We start from the raw sequence: 17,760 nt of genomic DNA on the forward strand, positions 1-17,760 counted from the left end.
GGAATAGCCTCGACATCGCCGAGGCTTATTCTTAATGAGTTGGACGTCATCGGCTTTAAATCATGTATTTGATTCTAAGCCAGACTTGAACTTATGCGTCTTGAAACTCAGCGAAGTGCTCGTCCAATACCTTGCGAGTTGCGCGGCCAATCAGTTCGTACTCATGGTGAGTCAGGTTAGCCAGAGATACGCGAACCGACGCATGTACAGTATCGAAGCCATTTCCTGGTAGTAAAATAACACCAGTTTCGTGAGCTAGACGGAATAAGAAATCTTTACCTTTACCGCTTGCTTTGAACCATTCAACGAACTCTTGACCGTATAGTTTGCCACCTAGAGTGTCTAACTCTAGTAGTGTGTAGTAGTCCACACGATCTTTGTTCTCTTCAACTTCTAGCCCCATGTTGGTGTATAGAGTTGTATAGCGCTCACGAATGATGCGCTTGCATGCTGCTTTGTAGCTACCTTCAGAATCCATTAGGCAAGTTAGAGCAAACATCGCCATTTGCACTTGTTGCGGTAGAGATAGACCGGCAGTGTGATTCAAGGCTACGCTACGGCTATCCGCAACGATGCGGTCGATGAACTTAATGTCACGTGGCTCTGGAGTCAGTGTTTTGTAACGGTCATCAAGTTGACACTGTTTTTCTTCGCTGAAAGAACTTAGTGCGTCATCAAATACGTTTTTGTGTTGGATACCAATGGTACCTAAACGCCAGCCTGTTGCGCCAAAGTACTTAGAGAACGAGTAAACACAAAGTGTGTTGTATGGTAGTTTTGCAAATAGAGAAACGAAGTCATCGGCAAATGTACCGTATACGTCATCAGTGATGATGAATAGGTCACTGCGTTGCTCATTCACAAAGTTTGTTAGGTTCTCTAGAGTCTCGTCAGAGAATTTCACTGATGCTGGATTAGCAGGGTTAACGACGCAAAGTAGTTTGATGTCTGTATCTGCCAGTTTCTCGATTTCAGACATTGGTAGCTGCCAAGTGGTCTCATCAAGACGCAGTTCAACGATCTCTAGTTCGTACTCAGAAAGCTCTGGGATTTCTAGGTAAGGGGTAAAGATTGGCGTAATTAGCGCCACTTTATCGCCTTTTTTCAATAGACCATTGTTGAACATCGTTTGGAATGTGTAGGTCATTGATGCCGTACCACCTTCCGTTGCGAACAAGTCAAAGTCCGTGGTCATTGGAACTGGGCCATACATCTCTTCTGCAATGTACTGCTTCACCACTTTCTCAATGTTAGTCAACATACGTGGTGGTACTGGGTAGTTACACGCTAGGTAAGCAAGAACGAGTTCGTTTAGGAACGCTTGTTTTTGGATGCCTAGACGATCTTTTGCGTAGCTTAGTGCGCGCTCGATGAACTGAACACCTTTGTCGTTTGAGTATTCTTTAGTAAACGTATCGAAACGCTCAACGATACCCACGCCATCAGGGATACCACCGAAATCACCACCGAGGTAAGCGTAGTTACGTTCCGCTTCCATTACTGCAAATTCACCCAAGCGAATAAATGCTTTACGTGGCAATGTTGCTAGGAAGTTTGGATTACCACGACCTGCGTCTAGTAAAGCACGATCTGGCACTGCTTGAGCAACTTCAATTAATTTGTCTTTTAATTCAAATGGGCTTAAATCAGCGAATTTTGAAAAGTCGATAGTTGTATTTTGTGTAGTCATAATATTTACCTAATAATTTAATATTAAACACTTGTAATTAAATAAAGTGTTTTACTTAAGCGTGATTATTCAGGCCTACCCTATTTTTGATTGGGTAGGTCTGTTAATAAGTTGATGATTTTTTAAATCTATAATGAGTTGTAGGTTTTAATTACATACCCGCATTAACGGTAATAATGCCGACGATAATTGGTCCCCATAGAGTCAGTAACACGTTGGCTACGGCGTAAGTCACAGTGAAAGAGAATACTGGCGTTGCGTTGCCTGTTTTTTCCATCAATGCAGCGAACGCTGGGTTTGCACTTCGACCACCAGTCACACAACCTAACGCTTCTACTGGGTTCTTTATCTTCAATACAAAGTACGAGAAAAAGAATGAAATAATCTGTGGAATGATGGTGACCGCCATACCCAAGAACAGAAGCGACATACCATGTTCTTTTATGGTATCAACTGCTTGAGGGCCCGCTTGGAGGCCAACGATGCCAACAAATGCTGCTAAACCAAAGTCACGAATAAAGTTTGCTGCACCCGCAGGGAACTGGGCCACATGTGGGTTTCGGCTACGTAACCAACCAACAAGCAAACCAGAGATCAAACAACCTGCACCAGATCCAATCGTTACTGGAATACCTGCAATCTTGAAACTGATTAAGCCGATAAGAAGGCCCAACACCATACCAAAACCCAGTACGATGAAATCAGTCATGGTTGCTGAGCCCATACGCTTACCGATGTGTTTTTCAACTCGGTTGATGTCTTGTGCGGTGCCTGTTAATTGAATAACGTCGTTTTTCTGAACAATCAGATCATCAGTAATGGCGACTGAAGCACCAGCACGCATGTAGTCTGTAACATACACACCACGGAACGAACGTTGATTTGAGCTATCTTTGATCTCTCTTAGCGAACGACCAATCAGTTTGCGATTGTCAGCGATAAGTTGACGATTTTCTTCAATAACTTCATAGCTTTCCGGTAATGCGACTTCATTACTTTGCGCCTTGCTCTGTAGCTCATGAACCGCATTTCTACGGCCGGTAACCACAACAAGGTCGCCCGCTTTAAGTGCTGTGAACTTGTCTGCACTCAGCTCTTTTCCGTCGCGTTCAATAAGTTCGATACACGCAGCAAGTGATGATTGATTCAATTGCGCGAGTGTTTTTCCAACCAGTTTATCGTCGTGAGTGACTTTAAAAGCACGTGTCACTAGAGCTGTGACTGCGTTAAATTCGCCATCTGCCAAATCACGTTTACCGTTAGAATTTTTCTCCTCTAACGCAATTGCTTCAGAGCGAATGTCCCACTTCATCAACGTTGGGAATACCCAAGTCACCATCAAGATTGGACCTAATGAACCAAAGATGTATGTTACAGCGTAACCTACAGCAACGTTAGTTTGCATCAGATGTTTGGCTTCTTCAGGCACACCACCCAAACGGGCGATCGCATCGCCTGCAGTACCAATGATCGCAGACTGAGTTAAACCACCGGCAGCTAGGCCCGCAGCAGTACCTCTATCTAAGTCAAACAACCACGCAGCGGCAAGTACACACAATAAGCCTGAAACCGTCATAACAACCGCAGACAACAGAATGTTGATGGTTCTAAAGTTAAGCGCTTTAAAGAATTGTGCGCCGCCTTGATAACCCACAGCATAAATAAAGAGCGCAAAGAAAATACTTTTTACGCCGGGATCAATCTGAACACCAAATTGCCCAATAATTACGCCCATTAATAATGTTCCGGCCACACCGCCTAAAACAAATCGGCCGATAGTAATTTTACCAACCATATAACCCAATGAGAGTGTAATAAATAGCGCGACAAATGGTGCCATGTCAAACAGATTAGAAATAATGTCCATGACAAATTTACTCTTGTTACTAAATATAAGGAGTAAATAATCTAACTAATAACTTAATAATGATATTTGTTGGATTATTCAAAATAAATAAAGCATCTCGTTGCTTCGAACCGAATATTAAGAACAAAAGGTTTTATTATGTAATCCCATTTGATGGATCAAATCATCACTTTAACTGTTCGCATAGTTTTTGAAGTGCAATTTACACCTTAAGTGATTGGTTTAAATAGATTTATATTAAATCGGCAAAAGTAGATGATTTTCGAAATCAATTTCAATTAAGTGTTTCCACTTCAAGAACGACAACCTACCTACCGTTGTTTTACTGGCTTACGGCTCTCAACAAAGAGGCAGTTGGCATAATCACCGAATAAAGTTGGATTTTGATGGGTACGATCCTCTATAAGCGATTATCACAATAAATCGAACTCCGTTATCGTTGCATTCATCAAACAAATAGAGAACAGAACCATGAATACCATGCCGCATGAGCTTGTGTGGGATGAAGTCTACTTCCCACCGCTGTTATTGGTTATCGCACTGGCTTACATACTGACAATGCTAACAGGGTCAATCGCGACACGGTTTGGCCTTCATAAGTACGTCGCCTTTCCTGCAATAGCAGAACTGAGCTTGATCGTGATTTTTACTGGCGCTATCGGCCATTTTATTACCATTTTTTGAGGCACTTACTGTGATCAAACGTTATCTCATCACACTTTTATTATTGGCTGCTGCGGGAACTGTGGTTTATAGCTATTACCAGTCGTACTCAAGTAACCCATGGACCAGAGACGGACAAGTCAGCGCTTATATCGTCTCGATTACACCTCGAGTCACGGGTCAAGTCATTGAAGTGCATGTCGAAGACAACTCGAAGGTAAAAAAAGGCGATCTTCTTTTTGAGATCGATCCGAGTATTTACAAGGCGACCTACAGAAAAGCACTTGCGACTCAAAAACAAGCATTTGCCCTACTCGCCAAAGCCAAAAACGAAGAGCAACGCGCGTTGAATTTAGAGAAAAGAACGCCCGGTGCCGTGCCCGTGCTGACACTAAACAACTTGAACAACGCGGTAGAAACCAGCGCCGCAAATGTCGAACTGGCAAAAGCGAACGTAGAAGAAGCACATCTCAACCTTGAGTACACCAAGGTATATGCGCCTACTAACGGCTATATCACCAATCTGAACCTACGTGTTGGCTCTCAAGTTGTCGCGAATTCACCTGTGGTTGCGCTAATTGATGAAGATAGCTTCTGGATTGAAGGTTATTTCAAAGAGACTGATTTAGTCGGTGTCGATGCTCAGGACACTGCTTATGTGACCTTAATGATGCACAACAATGTTCAGCTAGAAGGACATATCAAAAGTATTGGTTTTGGTATCGCGAAGCAAGACGGCAGCACAGGTAATGATTTATTGCCAAACGTGAATCCAAACTTCCAATGGATACGCCTAGCTCAACGCATCCCTATCAAAGTGAAGTTAGACAAAATACCAGAAGACGTACAACTGCGTGTTGGTATGACTGCCTCGATCAAAATAATCAAAAATAGCTAGGTGATTCTTATGTTCACTGCATCGACTAAAGACGCGATTAAAGTCGCACTCTCTATCGTTATCGCAATCTGCCTAGCGTTGTGGTTTGGTTGGGAAAAACCGTATTGGGCTGCGATAGCCGTCGCAGTGATGGCATTGAACGAGAGCTTCGCCCATTCAATAAACAAAGGCCATAACCGGTTAATGGGAACCTTGTTAGGGACCGGTTATGCCTTTTTCCTCATTGCGATGTTTTCACAAGATCGATTTTTGTTTCTAACATTTCTTACCGTGTTCTTAGGCACTTGTATTTTCATGTCTAGTGACGAGAAATACGGCTACATCTTTTCAATAGGATTTACCGTGTGTTCGATTGTTGCTTGTATGGGCGGGTTTGATAACCAAACCACCTTTCACTTTGCTGTACTTAGACTTCAAGAAACACTATTAGGTGTTGTTGTGTTCTCTATTGTGTATCGCATCGTGTGGCCTGTGAATACTGAACTCAACTTTGTACAACGTTTCGAAACCAGTAAACAAGCGTTGTTAGATGCGATGGAAAAAACAGACAACATCGACATTGCCGCACTTGAAAGCAACACCGCGAATATTGATAAGCTGTATCAACTTTTAGATCTGCCACTGACCGGAAGCTACCACCTTAAAGAGAACATCCAAACATGGCGCTTGCGTATCGATGAAATGGCACATATCCAAGATACATTACTCAAACAAAGTAACAGCGAATCAGACTTAGATATCCAATGGGCAGTTCTTACTCACAACTTGAAGACGTTCGATGTATTAACACCAGAACAATCTCTTGTTGAGGGTGAACTCAATGTCACAGGTGATCATAAAGACGTGTCTTGGCATCATGCACATCGCACGTTTGTTGAACATTTGAATGAAGATGGGCGCAAAGTGCTGCAAGGCGTGTCGATGTTTATCACATCGCTGTTGATTTGGATTTATCTTCCAGTTCCAGGTGGTTTCATATTTCCTATGTTAGCCGGTGTATTCTCTTCTATGGTGCCGACCATGCCACCAAGCGTTATTAAGGACGCTTTTTATGGTGTGTTGGGTACAGGGTCGGTGGTTCTGTTGCAATACATCTTTGTTATGCCATTAATGACAGAACTATGGGAGCTGGGACTATTCTACTTCCTTAACATTATGGTGATATGGAAAGTGTTCGCGACACCTAAGCTCATGGTACACCGAATATTGGGTATTAACTTATTAGTTGTTCTCACATCTGGTGCGCTCAACCTCACACCTGTTTATGGAATTGAAACGCCACTTTTGATGCTCGTAAACATTTTGATTATTCTGATGATAGCGAAGTTGTTTACTGATCTATTTAGAGTGAGGGTAACTGCTTAGAACTAAATGCGCTTAACAACTCACAACAAAACGGTCTGCCAAGTATTTTTACTTCACAGGCCGTTTTTTTATCTATTTAAAATCATTATAAATCAATTGATTAACGCTAATTATTACTAAGTGAGGATAGCGTCCATCAAAAGCGATTAACGCGATCTGCCACCTCCTCTTAAAATCCTCTCATTGATTGACGCAATGCATTTTTAGTCGCGACATTCACACTAGCAATCCTAACGGATAAATACATAACAACTGAACACGACGTTCAGTATTACATCGACTGTTTGAGTCTCGAAGGTTTGAGGCCACTCAGCGTGGAAACCGTCATGAGTTTTTTTGAAATACGCACCAGCGCCTGTAAGACCCATACTCTTTCTGTGTTAGCGAGCGCCCTATTACTTACCACCCCCAATTTTGCGTCTGCGGCAGAAACCAAGACTTACAGCGAAGTTATGGAAAAAGGTCGAGCACTATTTGACAAATATGGCATCAGTCATGATTTACCAAAGCTAGCAATCAGTTCGCTCGTACAGGGCGAACACCTAGTTGAACACGCACATCGAACCATACAAATTGGCGATGAGGTTCGTGACTCAAGCGTCTATCTGATAAAAAACACAGACAGCAAAGGCAACATCGACCTGCGCGTCAAATATAACCCGCAAGAGCTGGATGAAAACGAAAAACTGATCGATGAAATTGAAGAGTTTACGCGCACTGAGTATCGACTAAGAAATTATGCAGAAAGCTTCGATCCATCGTCAGTGAAAGTCAATGAAAAAGACAACGGCGACGTGACCATTAGCTTCAACTATTCGAAATACGGCTTACCACAAGACATCGCCTATTTCCGTTTCTTGAATGTTGATATTGAACTTGTAGGCGGCACACCAAAACGCATGGTAATCACCAACGACAAGCCATTTAATCTTGGTAAGTCAAAAGTCGATACCTATTACCAAGTGATTGATTTCCAAACGTTAGACTCTGGTAAAGTCGTTATTGAACGTAAGACAACTAACATCGAGGGTACGTCTAAAACGAAACCGATGACCATGAGCGCTGTAACTGAACCCGTCGCAATTTATGAAGACGACAACGGCGTTAATGTCCTGCATGAAGAGCGTCTAAAAGAAGTTTCAGATCCTCGTATGCAAGAAGCGAGTGTTAAGTTAGATCGAGTATTCCCTTTAATGGGTGACATGGTGCGTCGTCAAGGTATCGATTTACCCCTTCCATTCGGCGTATCAGTGGCTTATCGCAATCAAGATATGGATATACCCATGACAGATTACGTGATTGGTGGAGTGCGCTTGAATGATTTATTTGACCCGGAAGACAGTGTTGCGACGGTCAAAGCGGAAAGTGTTTCGATACGCGGCGACGTAAATATCTTGCCATTCTGGAATGTATTCGGGTACGTAGGAAAGGTAAACGTTGATGCGAATATTGACGCCTCTTATACCGGCGCCGCAGGTGAATACTTAAAAGACAAGCTCAATAACAAATTGCCAGGGCTAGGTAACGCACTTTGCGAAGGTGTCTCTGCCTTATGTAACAGTGGTCGTTTGAATGTACCACTTCATCTTGAATATGACTTACGCGGCGCGGGCACCACATTATCTGTTGGTTACAAAGAGTTCTTTGCCTCAGTCACAGGTACCTATTCACAAACACGCCTGAAAGGGTTGGATGATTGGGGTGATGGCATTGTGACGGTTCAACCCATGCTGGGTTACCAATTAGTCGATTATCGAGCTCAGTTTTTCGTGGGTGCTGAATACCAAGGTTTAAATTCACGTATGCAAGGCACCGTAAAAACCGACGACATCGAATTTGATTATGACGTTGGCGTCGATATCGACCAGTGGGCATTCCTAACAGGTGTTAACAAGCAGATCGGCAAAAACTACAACATGACCATGTTGTACAACAAAGGCGAAACTCGTTCGGCTGTGACATTGAACCTTGGCTACCGATTCTAACGGTCAAACCATCGCTCTATTGTGAATATAGATTCGTTAGAGCGATATTTTCATACGAGCCTCTGAAGCTCAGTCGTCCAGCAAGATGACAACTCAAATATATGCCATGTCGATGCTCCATAGATGGAGCGCAATACCCAATGGAACTGCAGGATTGTCGATACAAGTGCGTTTGATCGTAACTATACCGAATATTATTGTGGAAAATTAAATATGAATATTGCATACCGCTCACTTATCGCATTGTCTATTGCTACTGCCCTTATAGGCTGTGGCGACGATAGCCAACCAACGGTTCCTTTCCCTGATAAACCTGAACCTTTAATTCCAGCACCTTCAGAAACCTTTACCACTCAAATCGGCGATGTGATGATTACTGCGACCAAAGAAGAGCTGGTTGTTACATCTAATACCGAAGACGATAAACTGGCTTCTGTTGAGTCTTTTAAAGGCATTAAGTTTGCCGATGCAGAGCGTTTTGAACACAGCAATCCTGTCGATTTAACTGAACTGATCAATTCAGAAGGCATTGTTGAAGCAACGTCGTTTGGTGATGCTTGTCCGCAAGACAAATCGACAGACTTTGGCTCAGGGCTTGATCTTGGACAAAGCGAAGACTGCCTCAACCTTAACATCTGGCGTCCAGTCGGTACGACTGAGCAAGACGACTTACCTGTTTATGTATTCATTCACGGTGGTGATTTTGAATACGGTACGGGTGCAAACCCAATGATTCATGGTGACACAGTTGTTGCACAGGGTGCCGATGAAGGCAATAAATTTCTCTCGGTGACATTTAACTATCGTTTAGGCTTGTTGGGCTCACGCTGGAAAAAAGGAACAGAAGGTATTGATGCAGAAGGAAACTTCAACGATGGCAACTATGGCATTGGTGATCAAAAGTCACTGCTAGAATGGGTACAGAAAAATATTGGTGATTTTGGAGGAAATTCAGACACAGTTACCATTATGGGGCAAGGCGCAGGAGCCATGTCTATTGAAATGCTTCAACATAAAATGAAGTTAGAGCAAGTTGATAGCGCGCTATTCTACCGTGCAATTATGCAGAGCGCGTCAACAGGCTTCGAATATTCAAGTTACAATGCGGCAAAGTCACGCTATGACCTTATGGATTTGGGTAGCCTTCCAACAGATAAAAAGAATCAAGAGGAGCTCAACCAAATTACAGACCGACAGTCTGACATCACAAACCCTATTTCCAAAATTGAAAAATGGTTGCTACGTAACGTAGGCGGCTTGATTAATAATATCGGTACAGATGATCCAGAGGAAGCAAGTCTGGACATTGACCTACCTGACCTGCCATTAGATTTAATCAGTTTTGTTACAGGTTCAGATAATACCCCAATGGCTGAACTAATGCCGTTTGCTCCTTACTTGGAATGTTATGAGACAAAACCATTTGGTAGCTGCAAAGACGGTAAAGGGGTGAGTCAACCTGCGATGTCGAGTTATCAAGTCCCGACAGTGACAGGGGTTAACTCTGGTGATTCAAACACCATAGCGATGTTGCCAAGTTTAACGTTTTTGATTCCAACAATCTTGAAAAACTGGCCAAACTCAGAACTGTATATGGATGACAAGGACAACGCTAATGAAATGTTGAAATCATTACTATCATCGTTTGCAAATGACTCAACTAAACAACAAATGCAAAATGAACTTAATGATGCTCTGGAATCTCGTATCCAATCACAAGATGAGGATATAGAGCTTAACTTAACCGCTTACAATGCAGTTTCTCAACTATTCCTAGGCTTGGGTAACTTTGACCAAAATACCAAAACATTGGGCCTAACCGATTATTATGTAAATGATGAACTTGAGCTAGGCAATGCGATTGAAAATATGGGCCAATTTAAAACCATGCTTAACGACTTGTTATTCACTGGTCCTGCTCGAATGAAGGTTGCGAAACAGTCATTGACCAGTATTAATAACATAAACATGTTCTACTATTTTGATTATAAACCAGGCTTTAATATCTGGACTTTCGAATCGACTGCTGAAGATAAAGACATCTTGGGTTTAATTAAATCAATCAGTTGTATCTCAGGTTCATGTAATGGATCAGAACTTCCATTTGTATTTAACAAAGCACTAAAAATGGATGGCTCAGGTACTCATCCAGGCTCTAAAGACAAACAGATGATGAATGAAATGTCTCGAACTTGGTTTAACGGAACACTTTTTTCTGAAGAAAATAAATACGTTGAGAGCGAAGACAAAGTACTAGTTATCAACAAAGATGGTATCTCACTTTCAGATTTAGATTGGGATCAGACAACGAATGAGGGTCAAGATCCCAAATTGAGAAATGGACGACTTAATGGATTGGAGAATTTAGAACTAATGGCTCACTACCTACAGAATTAAACCCTAGTTCATCGAAACCACGATTAATCGCTAGATTAAGGCCAGCTTGCTGGCCTTTTTATTGGCCCAAATTCCATGAGAACTCCTATGCTAAATAATAACCTACGTACTTTATGTGCCATGTTTTTCATGGCCTTACTCGCAGGCTGCGCCCAACCCTACCCTGATGTCGAACCTGACTTCGAAGCTAACTGGCAAAGCACAGAACATCAAGCCGAAGTCTATTTGATCCCGAGTGCGCCTGAAGCCTTTGCGCGCCGCATTGATCTGGTTCGCCAAGCAAAACACTCGATTGATATGACTTACTTCTCTTGGGAAAACGACACTCTGGGTCTGATGCTGTTAAACGAGCTGAAACACGCCGCTGACCGCGATGTGGCCGTGCGCCTCACACTGGATGACTTGTTGGTATTCAATGACAAATGGCTTGCGGAGTTGGACTCACACGCCAATATTGAGATTCGACTGTTCAACCCTTTTGAGTCACGTAAAGCTGGCTGGATTGGTCGTGCGCTCAACTTCTCTACTCATCAAAAACAGTTAGATAATCGACTGCATGAGAAATACTTTAACGTTGATCACCAATCGATGATCCTCGGTGGGCGCAACATCGGTGATGACTACTTTGGCTACAGCGAAAGTGCCAACTTCTTTGATATGGATGTGCTGTTTAAAGGCGATGTGATTGCTGCTTTCGACCGAAACTACCAAGCGTTGTGGAACAGTGAGCATGTAGTGCCAATTCAAGAACGCATTAAAATCAAAGAGAAAGAGCAATACCAAGCGTTCACCAAAGCGTTGAACAAAGGTGAAAAGAATCAAGCATTGATCACGTCTGAAGTCGAAAGGCAGATAAAGAGCTTAAACCAACCGAAGTTCATTTCAGCCTCTGTCACGCCGGTATTTGACTCACTGGAGAAACTCAATGACAACAAGCCCTACTTTCGCCAACGTATTGAACACTTGATGAAGCAAAAAGTACCGACACCTTCTAAGGTTATTATTTCTACGCCTTATATGGTGCCAAGCGATAACAAGTTTGTATTCGTCGATGCACTTAGAGAGAGCGAAGCCGAAGTCACCTTACTGACGAATTCATCGGCTTCTAATGATTCGGGCTTTGTGCCTGCGTATTACGAAAAACACCGTGAGACTCTACTCGACAAGGGCGTAAGTATCTATGAGTACAAAAGCCAAGCGATCAATGATGATCACTACTTTCATGTTGATACCTACTACCACAACAAGACAGTAATTTTAGATGAGCGTGTCACCTATATTGGCTCTTCTAACTTCGATCCAAGATCAGACTTTCTCAACGTTGAGTTTGGGGTGTTGGTTGACAGTGAAGAGTTTGCGAAGCAAGTGACACACTACTTAACACGTCAGAAAGAGGAGTTGTTCTGGGCTGTGTCGCGAGAACAATCAGGTGACACCATCTGGGCTTCAGAGGAACAAATCCATACTAAGAACCCGAACTACAGTTCATGGAACAAGGTACCTGATTGGTTATTTCGAAAAATAAATGGCGAGTTCGAGCTTTAAGTGTTCAGCTTCGAATCTTAATTTTTAATTTTCTCCAGTCCAAATGTAAAAAAGCCGCGTAATTCGCGGCTTTCTCATGTTTCAAATACACGTATCTGAGCTTATAGACGGTAGGTCATCGCTCTTTGGGCTACGTAGTTCACCATATCAAGCGTTGTGAAGATCGAATTAACATCATTAATGTCGTAATCCACATGTCCACGCTCCACATACTGTTCTGCGAGTCGATAGATATCGACAACACGTTCAGCTACCGCTTCCATAGGATCAATAAAAGTAATGGTTGGAAATGCGGTCTCAAGTTGGTTTCTAACCAGAGAAAGTTCAGTACATCCCAAAATAACCGTATCAACGCCCTTCTCTACGATGGATTGAATCGCTACAGCAAGCAGTGCGGCATTACGCTCAAACTCGCCCGCTTTGATCCCGTTGGTTTCTCGGATTGCTTGTCCACACTCTGTCATCTCACCGGTTACTTCACCATAGATAGCACTATGCACGTTATGCTCTTGCTCAAAGGAATCTGGCTTAACGAACACCAGATTCGCGTCCGTTAGGTAACGATCATAGATTCCCGAATTGTATGTGCCGTTGGCACATAAAATACCAACAACAGATTCAGAGTTCTGCTCTTTGATTTGATCAACGGTGGTTTGAAGCATGTCGACGATATAAACGTTGGTGTGCTTTTAAACCTCAGGTCTAAAGTAATGAGCGGTGTTACAGGTCATTACGCCAAACTGAACATTGGCATGTTCTAAAATGCACGCTGACTCAATCAGTTCAGGCACAGGATCGGTACCGCCTTCGTTAATCACTTCAGATCGATCGGGGATATCTGAGTTTTTCACCACTATCATGGCCATGTGGTCTTAGTCTTTAAGTGCGCCGTGTTCAATTTCTTTCTTGGCGACGATATCTTGGAACAGAGCATCTGCTTCAGGGCCCATATTACCAAATACACCGAATCGTAGCTTTTTCATTGTTTTTACCTTTGTGTTTGCTAAAGCACAAAGGTTATTACGCTCTTTCGATTTACTTGAATCCTATTAGATGGTTCGCATCCTCACGAGTGCATAAACAGCGTACAAAAATCAGAATTGAGTACCAAAGGAAAAATGAATACGAAATTCGTCGCCTTCAGGCGCATCTAAGCCGTAAGCAAAATCGAGCTTAACTGGCATTAACTGTGAGTTCCAAATCAAACTCACGCCCGTCCCACGCTTCCAATCCGCTTGTTGATCAAATGCATCACCCACATCAAGAAATGCGCCCAACCAAATTGAACGATAGACTTGATGCTGATATTCGAGCCCAGCAGTTAACATATAACGTGCCCCCGTTAGTTCACCATTCTCGTCTCTAGGGGAGATAGATTCGTAACCATAACCTCGCAGGTTTCCATCGCCACCAGCAAAATACCGCAGTGACGACGGCACATCAGATAATGATTTGGCAATGTTGATGCCTACGCTGGAGCAGAAATGGAGCTTCTGCCTGTCACTAATATCCCATGAAAGGACACTGTTTCCTTCCAACCGCAACAGCCTTGAGTCAGAGAACAGACTAGGGTCAGAATACTCGACAGAATAGATGTGTCGATGATTGAGCTCCAACTGATCATTTTTACGATCAACCTGAGAAAAACTGATGCCAGGTAACAGTAATTGCGATTGCTCTTCCTCAGACGCCTGACGGTACTGTTCGTGCAAGTATTTGACATAAATGGTGCTTTGCCAATCACTGTCTAATTGCCAGTAACGTTCGAACTTAAGATCGTTTGTAAAGCTATTGGTGTCTCGATGATCAATTCGTTTCGATTCAAACTGAATACCAAAGTAATCCGTTGTGACTTTCTCTGTGGGGATTTTGTACCCCAACTGAAGTGATTGCTCCTGTTCAGACAAATATGTCTGTGTTTCAAAGCTGTGGCCTCTCCGGTTATACCAAGGCTTTGACCAACTGAGAGAGGCGCGTAAACCGAGATCTGTATAATAGCCGCCACCGACCTGCACGATATTTCGAGAACTTGGCTCGGCAATGATTTCAATTGGAACTTCTAGGTTGTCATCAAGTTTGTCAAAGTCACCATGTACGATGACACTTCGAAACCATTGAGTGTCTGACAAATCAGATTGCAGTTCACCTAACTTGATGGTGTCAAAGTCATCACCTTTTTTAAAGGTGGGTATTTTCTCGATACGAGTAGGGTCAACCCCATCATCAGGAATACTTATAGAACCGAACTTGTAGCGTGGACCACTTGCAAAATACAAGTGTATATTCGCGATGTTCTCGCTAGGAATAACTTCAATCTTTGACTCGATAAACCTGCCGTCAAAATAACCTTTCCGCTTTGCTAAAGAGAAAATCGCACGCTTAGTTTGGTCGTATTCTTGGTGAGACAAAGTTAAACCTGAGCCTAACTTGCTTTGATTGAGTATATTGATGAACTCCGCATCTAGGCTAGCTTCACCTGTTATTTTTACTATCGATTCTGCGATGCGCATGACAGGACCAGAATCGATGTTAATGATCACGTTATCAGAATCATTGAGGTCGATATCGAGCTGTGGGTGATAATAACCATAAGGGTTGAGTGCATCTTGAATACGTTTAGATAGCTTCGTTTTCGATAGCTGTGATGCAGGAACATCGGCTAAAGGTTCTAAATATAATTCTACATTTTCGGTGAGAGTTTTATTAACCCCTTTAACCTCAAATTCAGCAGCACTAGAAGAGTGTTGGGTAAACAGGAAAAATGAAGTGGCCAGCACTAATTGTTTAATCGAGGTCTTCACGCGGTTACCCAATTGCTCAAAACCCGAACAGGTTATGAGCAAAGCGTTAAATCGCTGAATCTCTTATGGAGGACGCTATCCTTCGAACGGATTATCGGGTTGTTTAACACCGCAACAGTCGTTTATTAACGACTCAAATCCCAGCCCTACAGACACAAAAAAGGCGCAATTAAGCACCTTTTGAATGTCTATTACTTATTGATTTATATGGCTTGCTGACTCAAGATCAGTTGTTGTTCAGCCACACATCTTGGTTTTTTGGAGCTTTCTTCTTCTTTTTCTTCTTGCCAGTACCGGCCGGTGGCGCAACAGGTTTTAGTGCTGCGATCAGTTCAGCTGTCGCTTCTTCATCCACTTCAAAGCCTTCAATTTGCTCACGCTCAAGACGAATCTTGTTCTTCTTCTCGATGATTTTGAAGTGGTGGTAATCTTCGTGATCGATCAGAGATAACGCAAGACCAACTTCACCTGCACGACCACTTCGGCCGATACGGTGCATGTAGTCTGACGGGCTACGCGGTAAGTCAAAGTTGATTACCACTGGAAGCTTCTCAATATCCAGACCACGTGCCGCGATGTCTGTCGCGATCAGAACGTCAATCTCGCCAGATTTGAAATCTTCTAGGATACGAGTACGTGAACCTTGCCCTTTATCGCCGTGGAATACTTCTGCGATGATACCGCGCTTGTAAAGCTTGTCTGCTAGGTGCTCACAGCTGTTCTTCGCATTAACGAAGATCAGAGCTTGGCGCCATTCATGTTGTTGAATTAGGTGTGCGAGTAACGCGGTCTTACGACCTTTTTCTACTTCGAATACACGCTGAACCAGTGTGCTCGCATTGGCACTTTGAAGTTGAACCTCAATTGGATCATTCAGTAGTTCGTGAGTCAGCGTTTTAACTTGCTCGGGGAAAGTCGCAGAGAACAACAAGGTTTGTTTTTTGCTTGGTAGAAGTTTCAAGATCGCGTCTAGTTCTTCTGTAAAACCAAGGCTTAACATTCGGTCAGCTTCATCAAGCACTAACGTTTTTACTTTATCTAGCTTGATAGCGTTGCTTGAGATTAGATCCAGCAAACGACCCGGTGTTGCCACCAAGATATCAGTGCCGCCACGTAGCGCTTGCATCTGAGTGTTTACCGATACACCACCAAATACACAAACCGTTTTGATCGCACCATTGAAGTGTACTGCGTAAGACTTAACGCTATCGGCTACTTGCTTAGCAAGCTCACGTGTAGGAACTAAGATAAGGCCAGACACAAAGTTACCTTTGCCTGCTCTGCGGTCTAAAGGTGCATCTTCATGGATTTGTTGTAACAGCGGCAGTGCAAATGCTGCAGTTTTACCTGAACCCGTATTTGCACCTGCAATTAGGTCGCGTCCTGCTAACACACTTGGAATAACTTGCGCTTGGATAGGCGTTGGCTGTTGGTATTCAAGCTCTGTTAAACGAGCCATCAAAGGAGAGATTAAGCCAAGATCAGAGAAGTTGGTTGGTGTTGTGGTGTTAGTCATTAATTGCAGGAACTCAAAGCTAAAATAATAGCGCGCTATATTAACGTATTTCAGCAGTATTACGTAACTAAATCGCCCCTTTCTCCCGTGTTTCAGCGATTAAGCCCCTCTAAAACACATCCAGATATCAAGTTATCGCAAATTTAGTTAAGCCACCCTGCTACCGTTTGCTCTGGCGTATACGAGTTGAGATCAGTTAACCACACGGCTACAGCATCTGGCGTGGCGACTAAAGGAGAGAAATTGATATTGAATTGCCATTCAGACTCACCACGTTGATAGCCGTCGTAAACCACGACAAAATCGTGCTCAAGTTTCTTACCTCTGTTCTCGCCCGCTTTAACGCTGGTGACTTCGTTCATCGCCAACAAGGCAATATGAGCGACATAATCCCCTTTGCCTTCGTAACTCACGTTGAACGTATCGCCTTTATGGTTCACTGTTAATTTGGGATTAGTTTGTTGTTGGAGCGAAGGCAACGTTCTGTCTAGCCAATTAAAGTAACCACGCCACTCTTTTCCATCGACAACAAAGCCGGGTGTGTAAACCCCACTTGTTACTCCATAAGCTTTGTACAAGCGTTGCTTCTGACTAAACGCCTTACTCGCGAACTTGTCTCCCCAGCCTAAGTAGTCCCAGTAGTCTACGTGATAAGCAAGCGGTATAACCTCGGTCCAAAGTTTTGGATGATCTGCAAAAGTACTAAGGTACGTGTCAGCAGGCGGACAACTAGAACAACCTTCAGAGGTAAACAGCTCAATAACCTGAGCAGGCTGGCCTTCGTTACTCCACGTTTGTGCAAACGTCACAGAGGAATAGGCGCCGATAGGTAAGGCAAGTAAACAAAGTTTAATCAATGATGAATTGCGTGTGGCGTGTGACATACCGAGATCCTTGTACAAAGCGAATTGATTGGCGCTCAAATAAAGACCGTTATGCCTAAGTATTTCTTTCAGGTGATGAGTTTATTTCAGGTGCTGGGTTTCTTTCAGATAGACAGCTTGTTTTAGATGCACAGTTTCTTTCAGATACA

The 17,760-nt window shown here is 43.1% G+C and carries 11 protein-coding genes and 1 pseudogene; 6 read left to right on the forward strand and 6 right to left on the reverse strand.

Annotation, left to right across the window (positions count from 1 at the left end; all coding sequences use genetic code 11):
• Positions 1 to 91 precede the first annotated feature (91 nt).
• Positions 92 to 1,690, reverse strand: a complete 1,599-nt coding sequence (locus AB4249_RS06575; protein ID WP_102333638.1) for a bifunctional aspartate transaminase/aspartate 4-decarboxylase — start codon at positions 1,688 to 1,690, stop codon at positions 92 to 94.
• A 151-nt stretch (positions 1,691 to 1,841) separates the two neighbouring features.
• Entirely contained in the window at positions 1,842 to 3,557 is a 1,716-nt protein-coding gene (gene aspT / locus AB4249_RS06580) for an aspartate-alanine antiporter (protein ID WP_372102593.1), read from the reverse strand.
• A gap of 471 nt (positions 3,558 to 4,028) precedes the next feature.
• On the opposite strand from aspT, the gene AB4249_RS06585 reads away from it, so the two are divergent.
• The 6 genes from AB4249_RS06585 to AB4249_RS06610 all read left to right on the forward strand — a co-directional run bounded on the left by AB4249_RS06585 (position 4,029) and on the right by AB4249_RS06610 (position 12,410).
• Positions 4,029 to 4,241: a DUF1656 domain-containing protein gene (locus tag AB4249_RS06585; RefSeq protein WP_017059802.1), complete on the forward strand. Its 213-nt coding sequence runs from the start codon at positions 4,029 to 4,031 to the stop codon at positions 4,239 to 4,241.
• Positions 4,242 to 4,251: 10 nt separating this feature from the next.
• Positions 4,252 to 5,118: an HlyD family secretion protein gene (locus tag AB4249_RS06590; protein ID WP_017059803.1), complete on the forward strand. Its 867-nt coding sequence runs from the start codon at positions 4,252 to 4,254 to the stop codon at positions 5,116 to 5,118.
• A gap of 9 nt (positions 5,119 to 5,127) precedes the next feature.
• Positions 5,128 to 6,483, forward strand: coding sequence for an FUSC family protein (locus AB4249_RS06595; protein WP_372102595.1), 1,356 nt, complete (start codon positions 5,128 to 5,130; stop codon positions 6,481 to 6,483).
• Positions 6,484 to 6,809: 326 nt separating this feature from the next.
• The gene (locus AB4249_RS06600) at positions 6,810 to 8,468 is read left to right on the forward strand and encodes a hypothetical protein (protein ID WP_372102597.1); all 1,659 of its coding nucleotides are present in this window, start codon (positions 6,810 to 6,812) and stop codon (positions 8,466 to 8,468) included.
• A gap of 213 nt (positions 8,469 to 8,681) precedes the next feature.
• Entirely contained in the window at positions 8,682 to 10,865 is a 2,184-nt protein-coding gene (locus AB4249_RS06605) for a carboxylesterase family protein (protein ID WP_372102598.1), read from the forward strand.
• Between the two features lie 87 nt (positions 10,866 to 10,952).
• Positions 10,953 to 12,410 (forward strand): phospholipase D family protein, encoded by a 1,458-nt coding sequence (locus AB4249_RS06610; protein ID WP_372102600.1) that lies wholly within the window; start codon positions 10,953 to 10,955, stop codon positions 12,408 to 12,410.
• Between the two features lie 101 nt (positions 12,411 to 12,511).
• Here AB4249_RS06610 and AB4249_RS06615 read toward each other — a convergent pair.
• The 4 genes and pseudogenes from AB4249_RS06615 to AB4249_RS06630 form a co-directional block, all read right to left on the reverse strand.
• Positions 12,512 to 13,393: pseudogene (locus AB4249_RS06615) on the reverse strand (aspartate/glutamate racemase family protein).
• Positions 13,394 to 13,504: 111 nt separating this feature from the next.
• A complete protein-coding gene (locus tag AB4249_RS06620; protein WP_372102601.1) occupies positions 13,505 to 15,223 on the reverse strand; it encodes an autotransporter assembly complex family protein in 1,719 nt (572 codons plus the stop codon).
• Positions 15,224 to 15,437: 214 nt separating this feature from the next.
• On the reverse strand, positions 15,438 to 16,727 hold the full coding sequence (locus AB4249_RS06625) for a DEAD/DEAH box helicase (protein WP_017081120.1): 1,290 nt from the start codon (positions 16,725 to 16,727) through the stop codon (positions 15,438 to 15,440).
• 143 nt (positions 16,728 to 16,870) lie between these two features.
• The gene (locus tag AB4249_RS06630) at positions 16,871 to 17,611 is read right to left on the reverse strand and encodes a DUF1223 domain-containing protein (protein WP_108093860.1); all 741 of its coding nucleotides are present in this window, start codon (positions 17,609 to 17,611) and stop codon (positions 16,871 to 16,873) included.
• Positions 17,612 to 17,760 lie beyond the last annotated feature (149 nt).

Origin of the sequence: Vibrio sp. 10N.261.55.F4, from assembly GCF_041470465.1 — a bacterium.
Lineage (GTDB): Bacteria > Pseudomonadota > Gammaproteobacteria > Enterobacterales > Vibrionaceae > Vibrio > Vibrio crassostreae_C.

Excerpts from the sequence above, each read along its gene's own strand:
- AB4249_RS06625 (WP_017081120.1), bottom strand. The coding sequence starts at position 16,727 with ATGACTAACACCACAACACCAACCAACTTCTCTGATCTTGGCTTAATC.
- AB4249_RS06575 (WP_102333638.1), bottom strand. The coding sequence starts at position 1,690 with ATGACTACACAAAATACAACTATCGACTTTTCAAAATTCGCTGATTTA.
- AB4249_RS06600 (WP_372102597.1), top strand. The coding sequence starts at position 6,810 with ATGAGTTTTTTTGAAATACGCACCAGCGCCTGTAAGACCCATACTCTT.
- aspT (WP_372102593.1), bottom strand. The coding sequence starts at position 3,557 with ATGGACATTATTTCTAATCTGTTTGACATGGCACCATTTGTCGCGCTA.
- AB4249_RS06605 (WP_372102598.1), top strand. The coding sequence starts at position 8,682 with ATGAATATTGCATACCGCTCACTTATCGCATTGTCTATTGCTACTGCC.
- AB4249_RS06595 (WP_372102595.1), top strand. The coding sequence starts at position 5,128 with ATGTTCACTGCATCGACTAAAGACGCGATTAAAGTCGCACTCTCTATC.
- AB4249_RS06630 (WP_108093860.1), bottom strand. The coding sequence starts at position 17,611 with ATGTCACACGCCACACGCAATTCATCATTGATTAAACTTTGTTTACTT.
- AB4249_RS06585 (WP_017059802.1), top strand. The coding sequence starts at position 4,029 with ATGAATACCATGCCGCATGAGCTTGTGTGGGATGAAGTCTACTTCCCA.
- AB4249_RS06610 (WP_372102600.1), top strand. The coding sequence starts at position 10,953 with ATGCTAAATAATAACCTACGTACTTTATGTGCCATGTTTTTCATGGCC.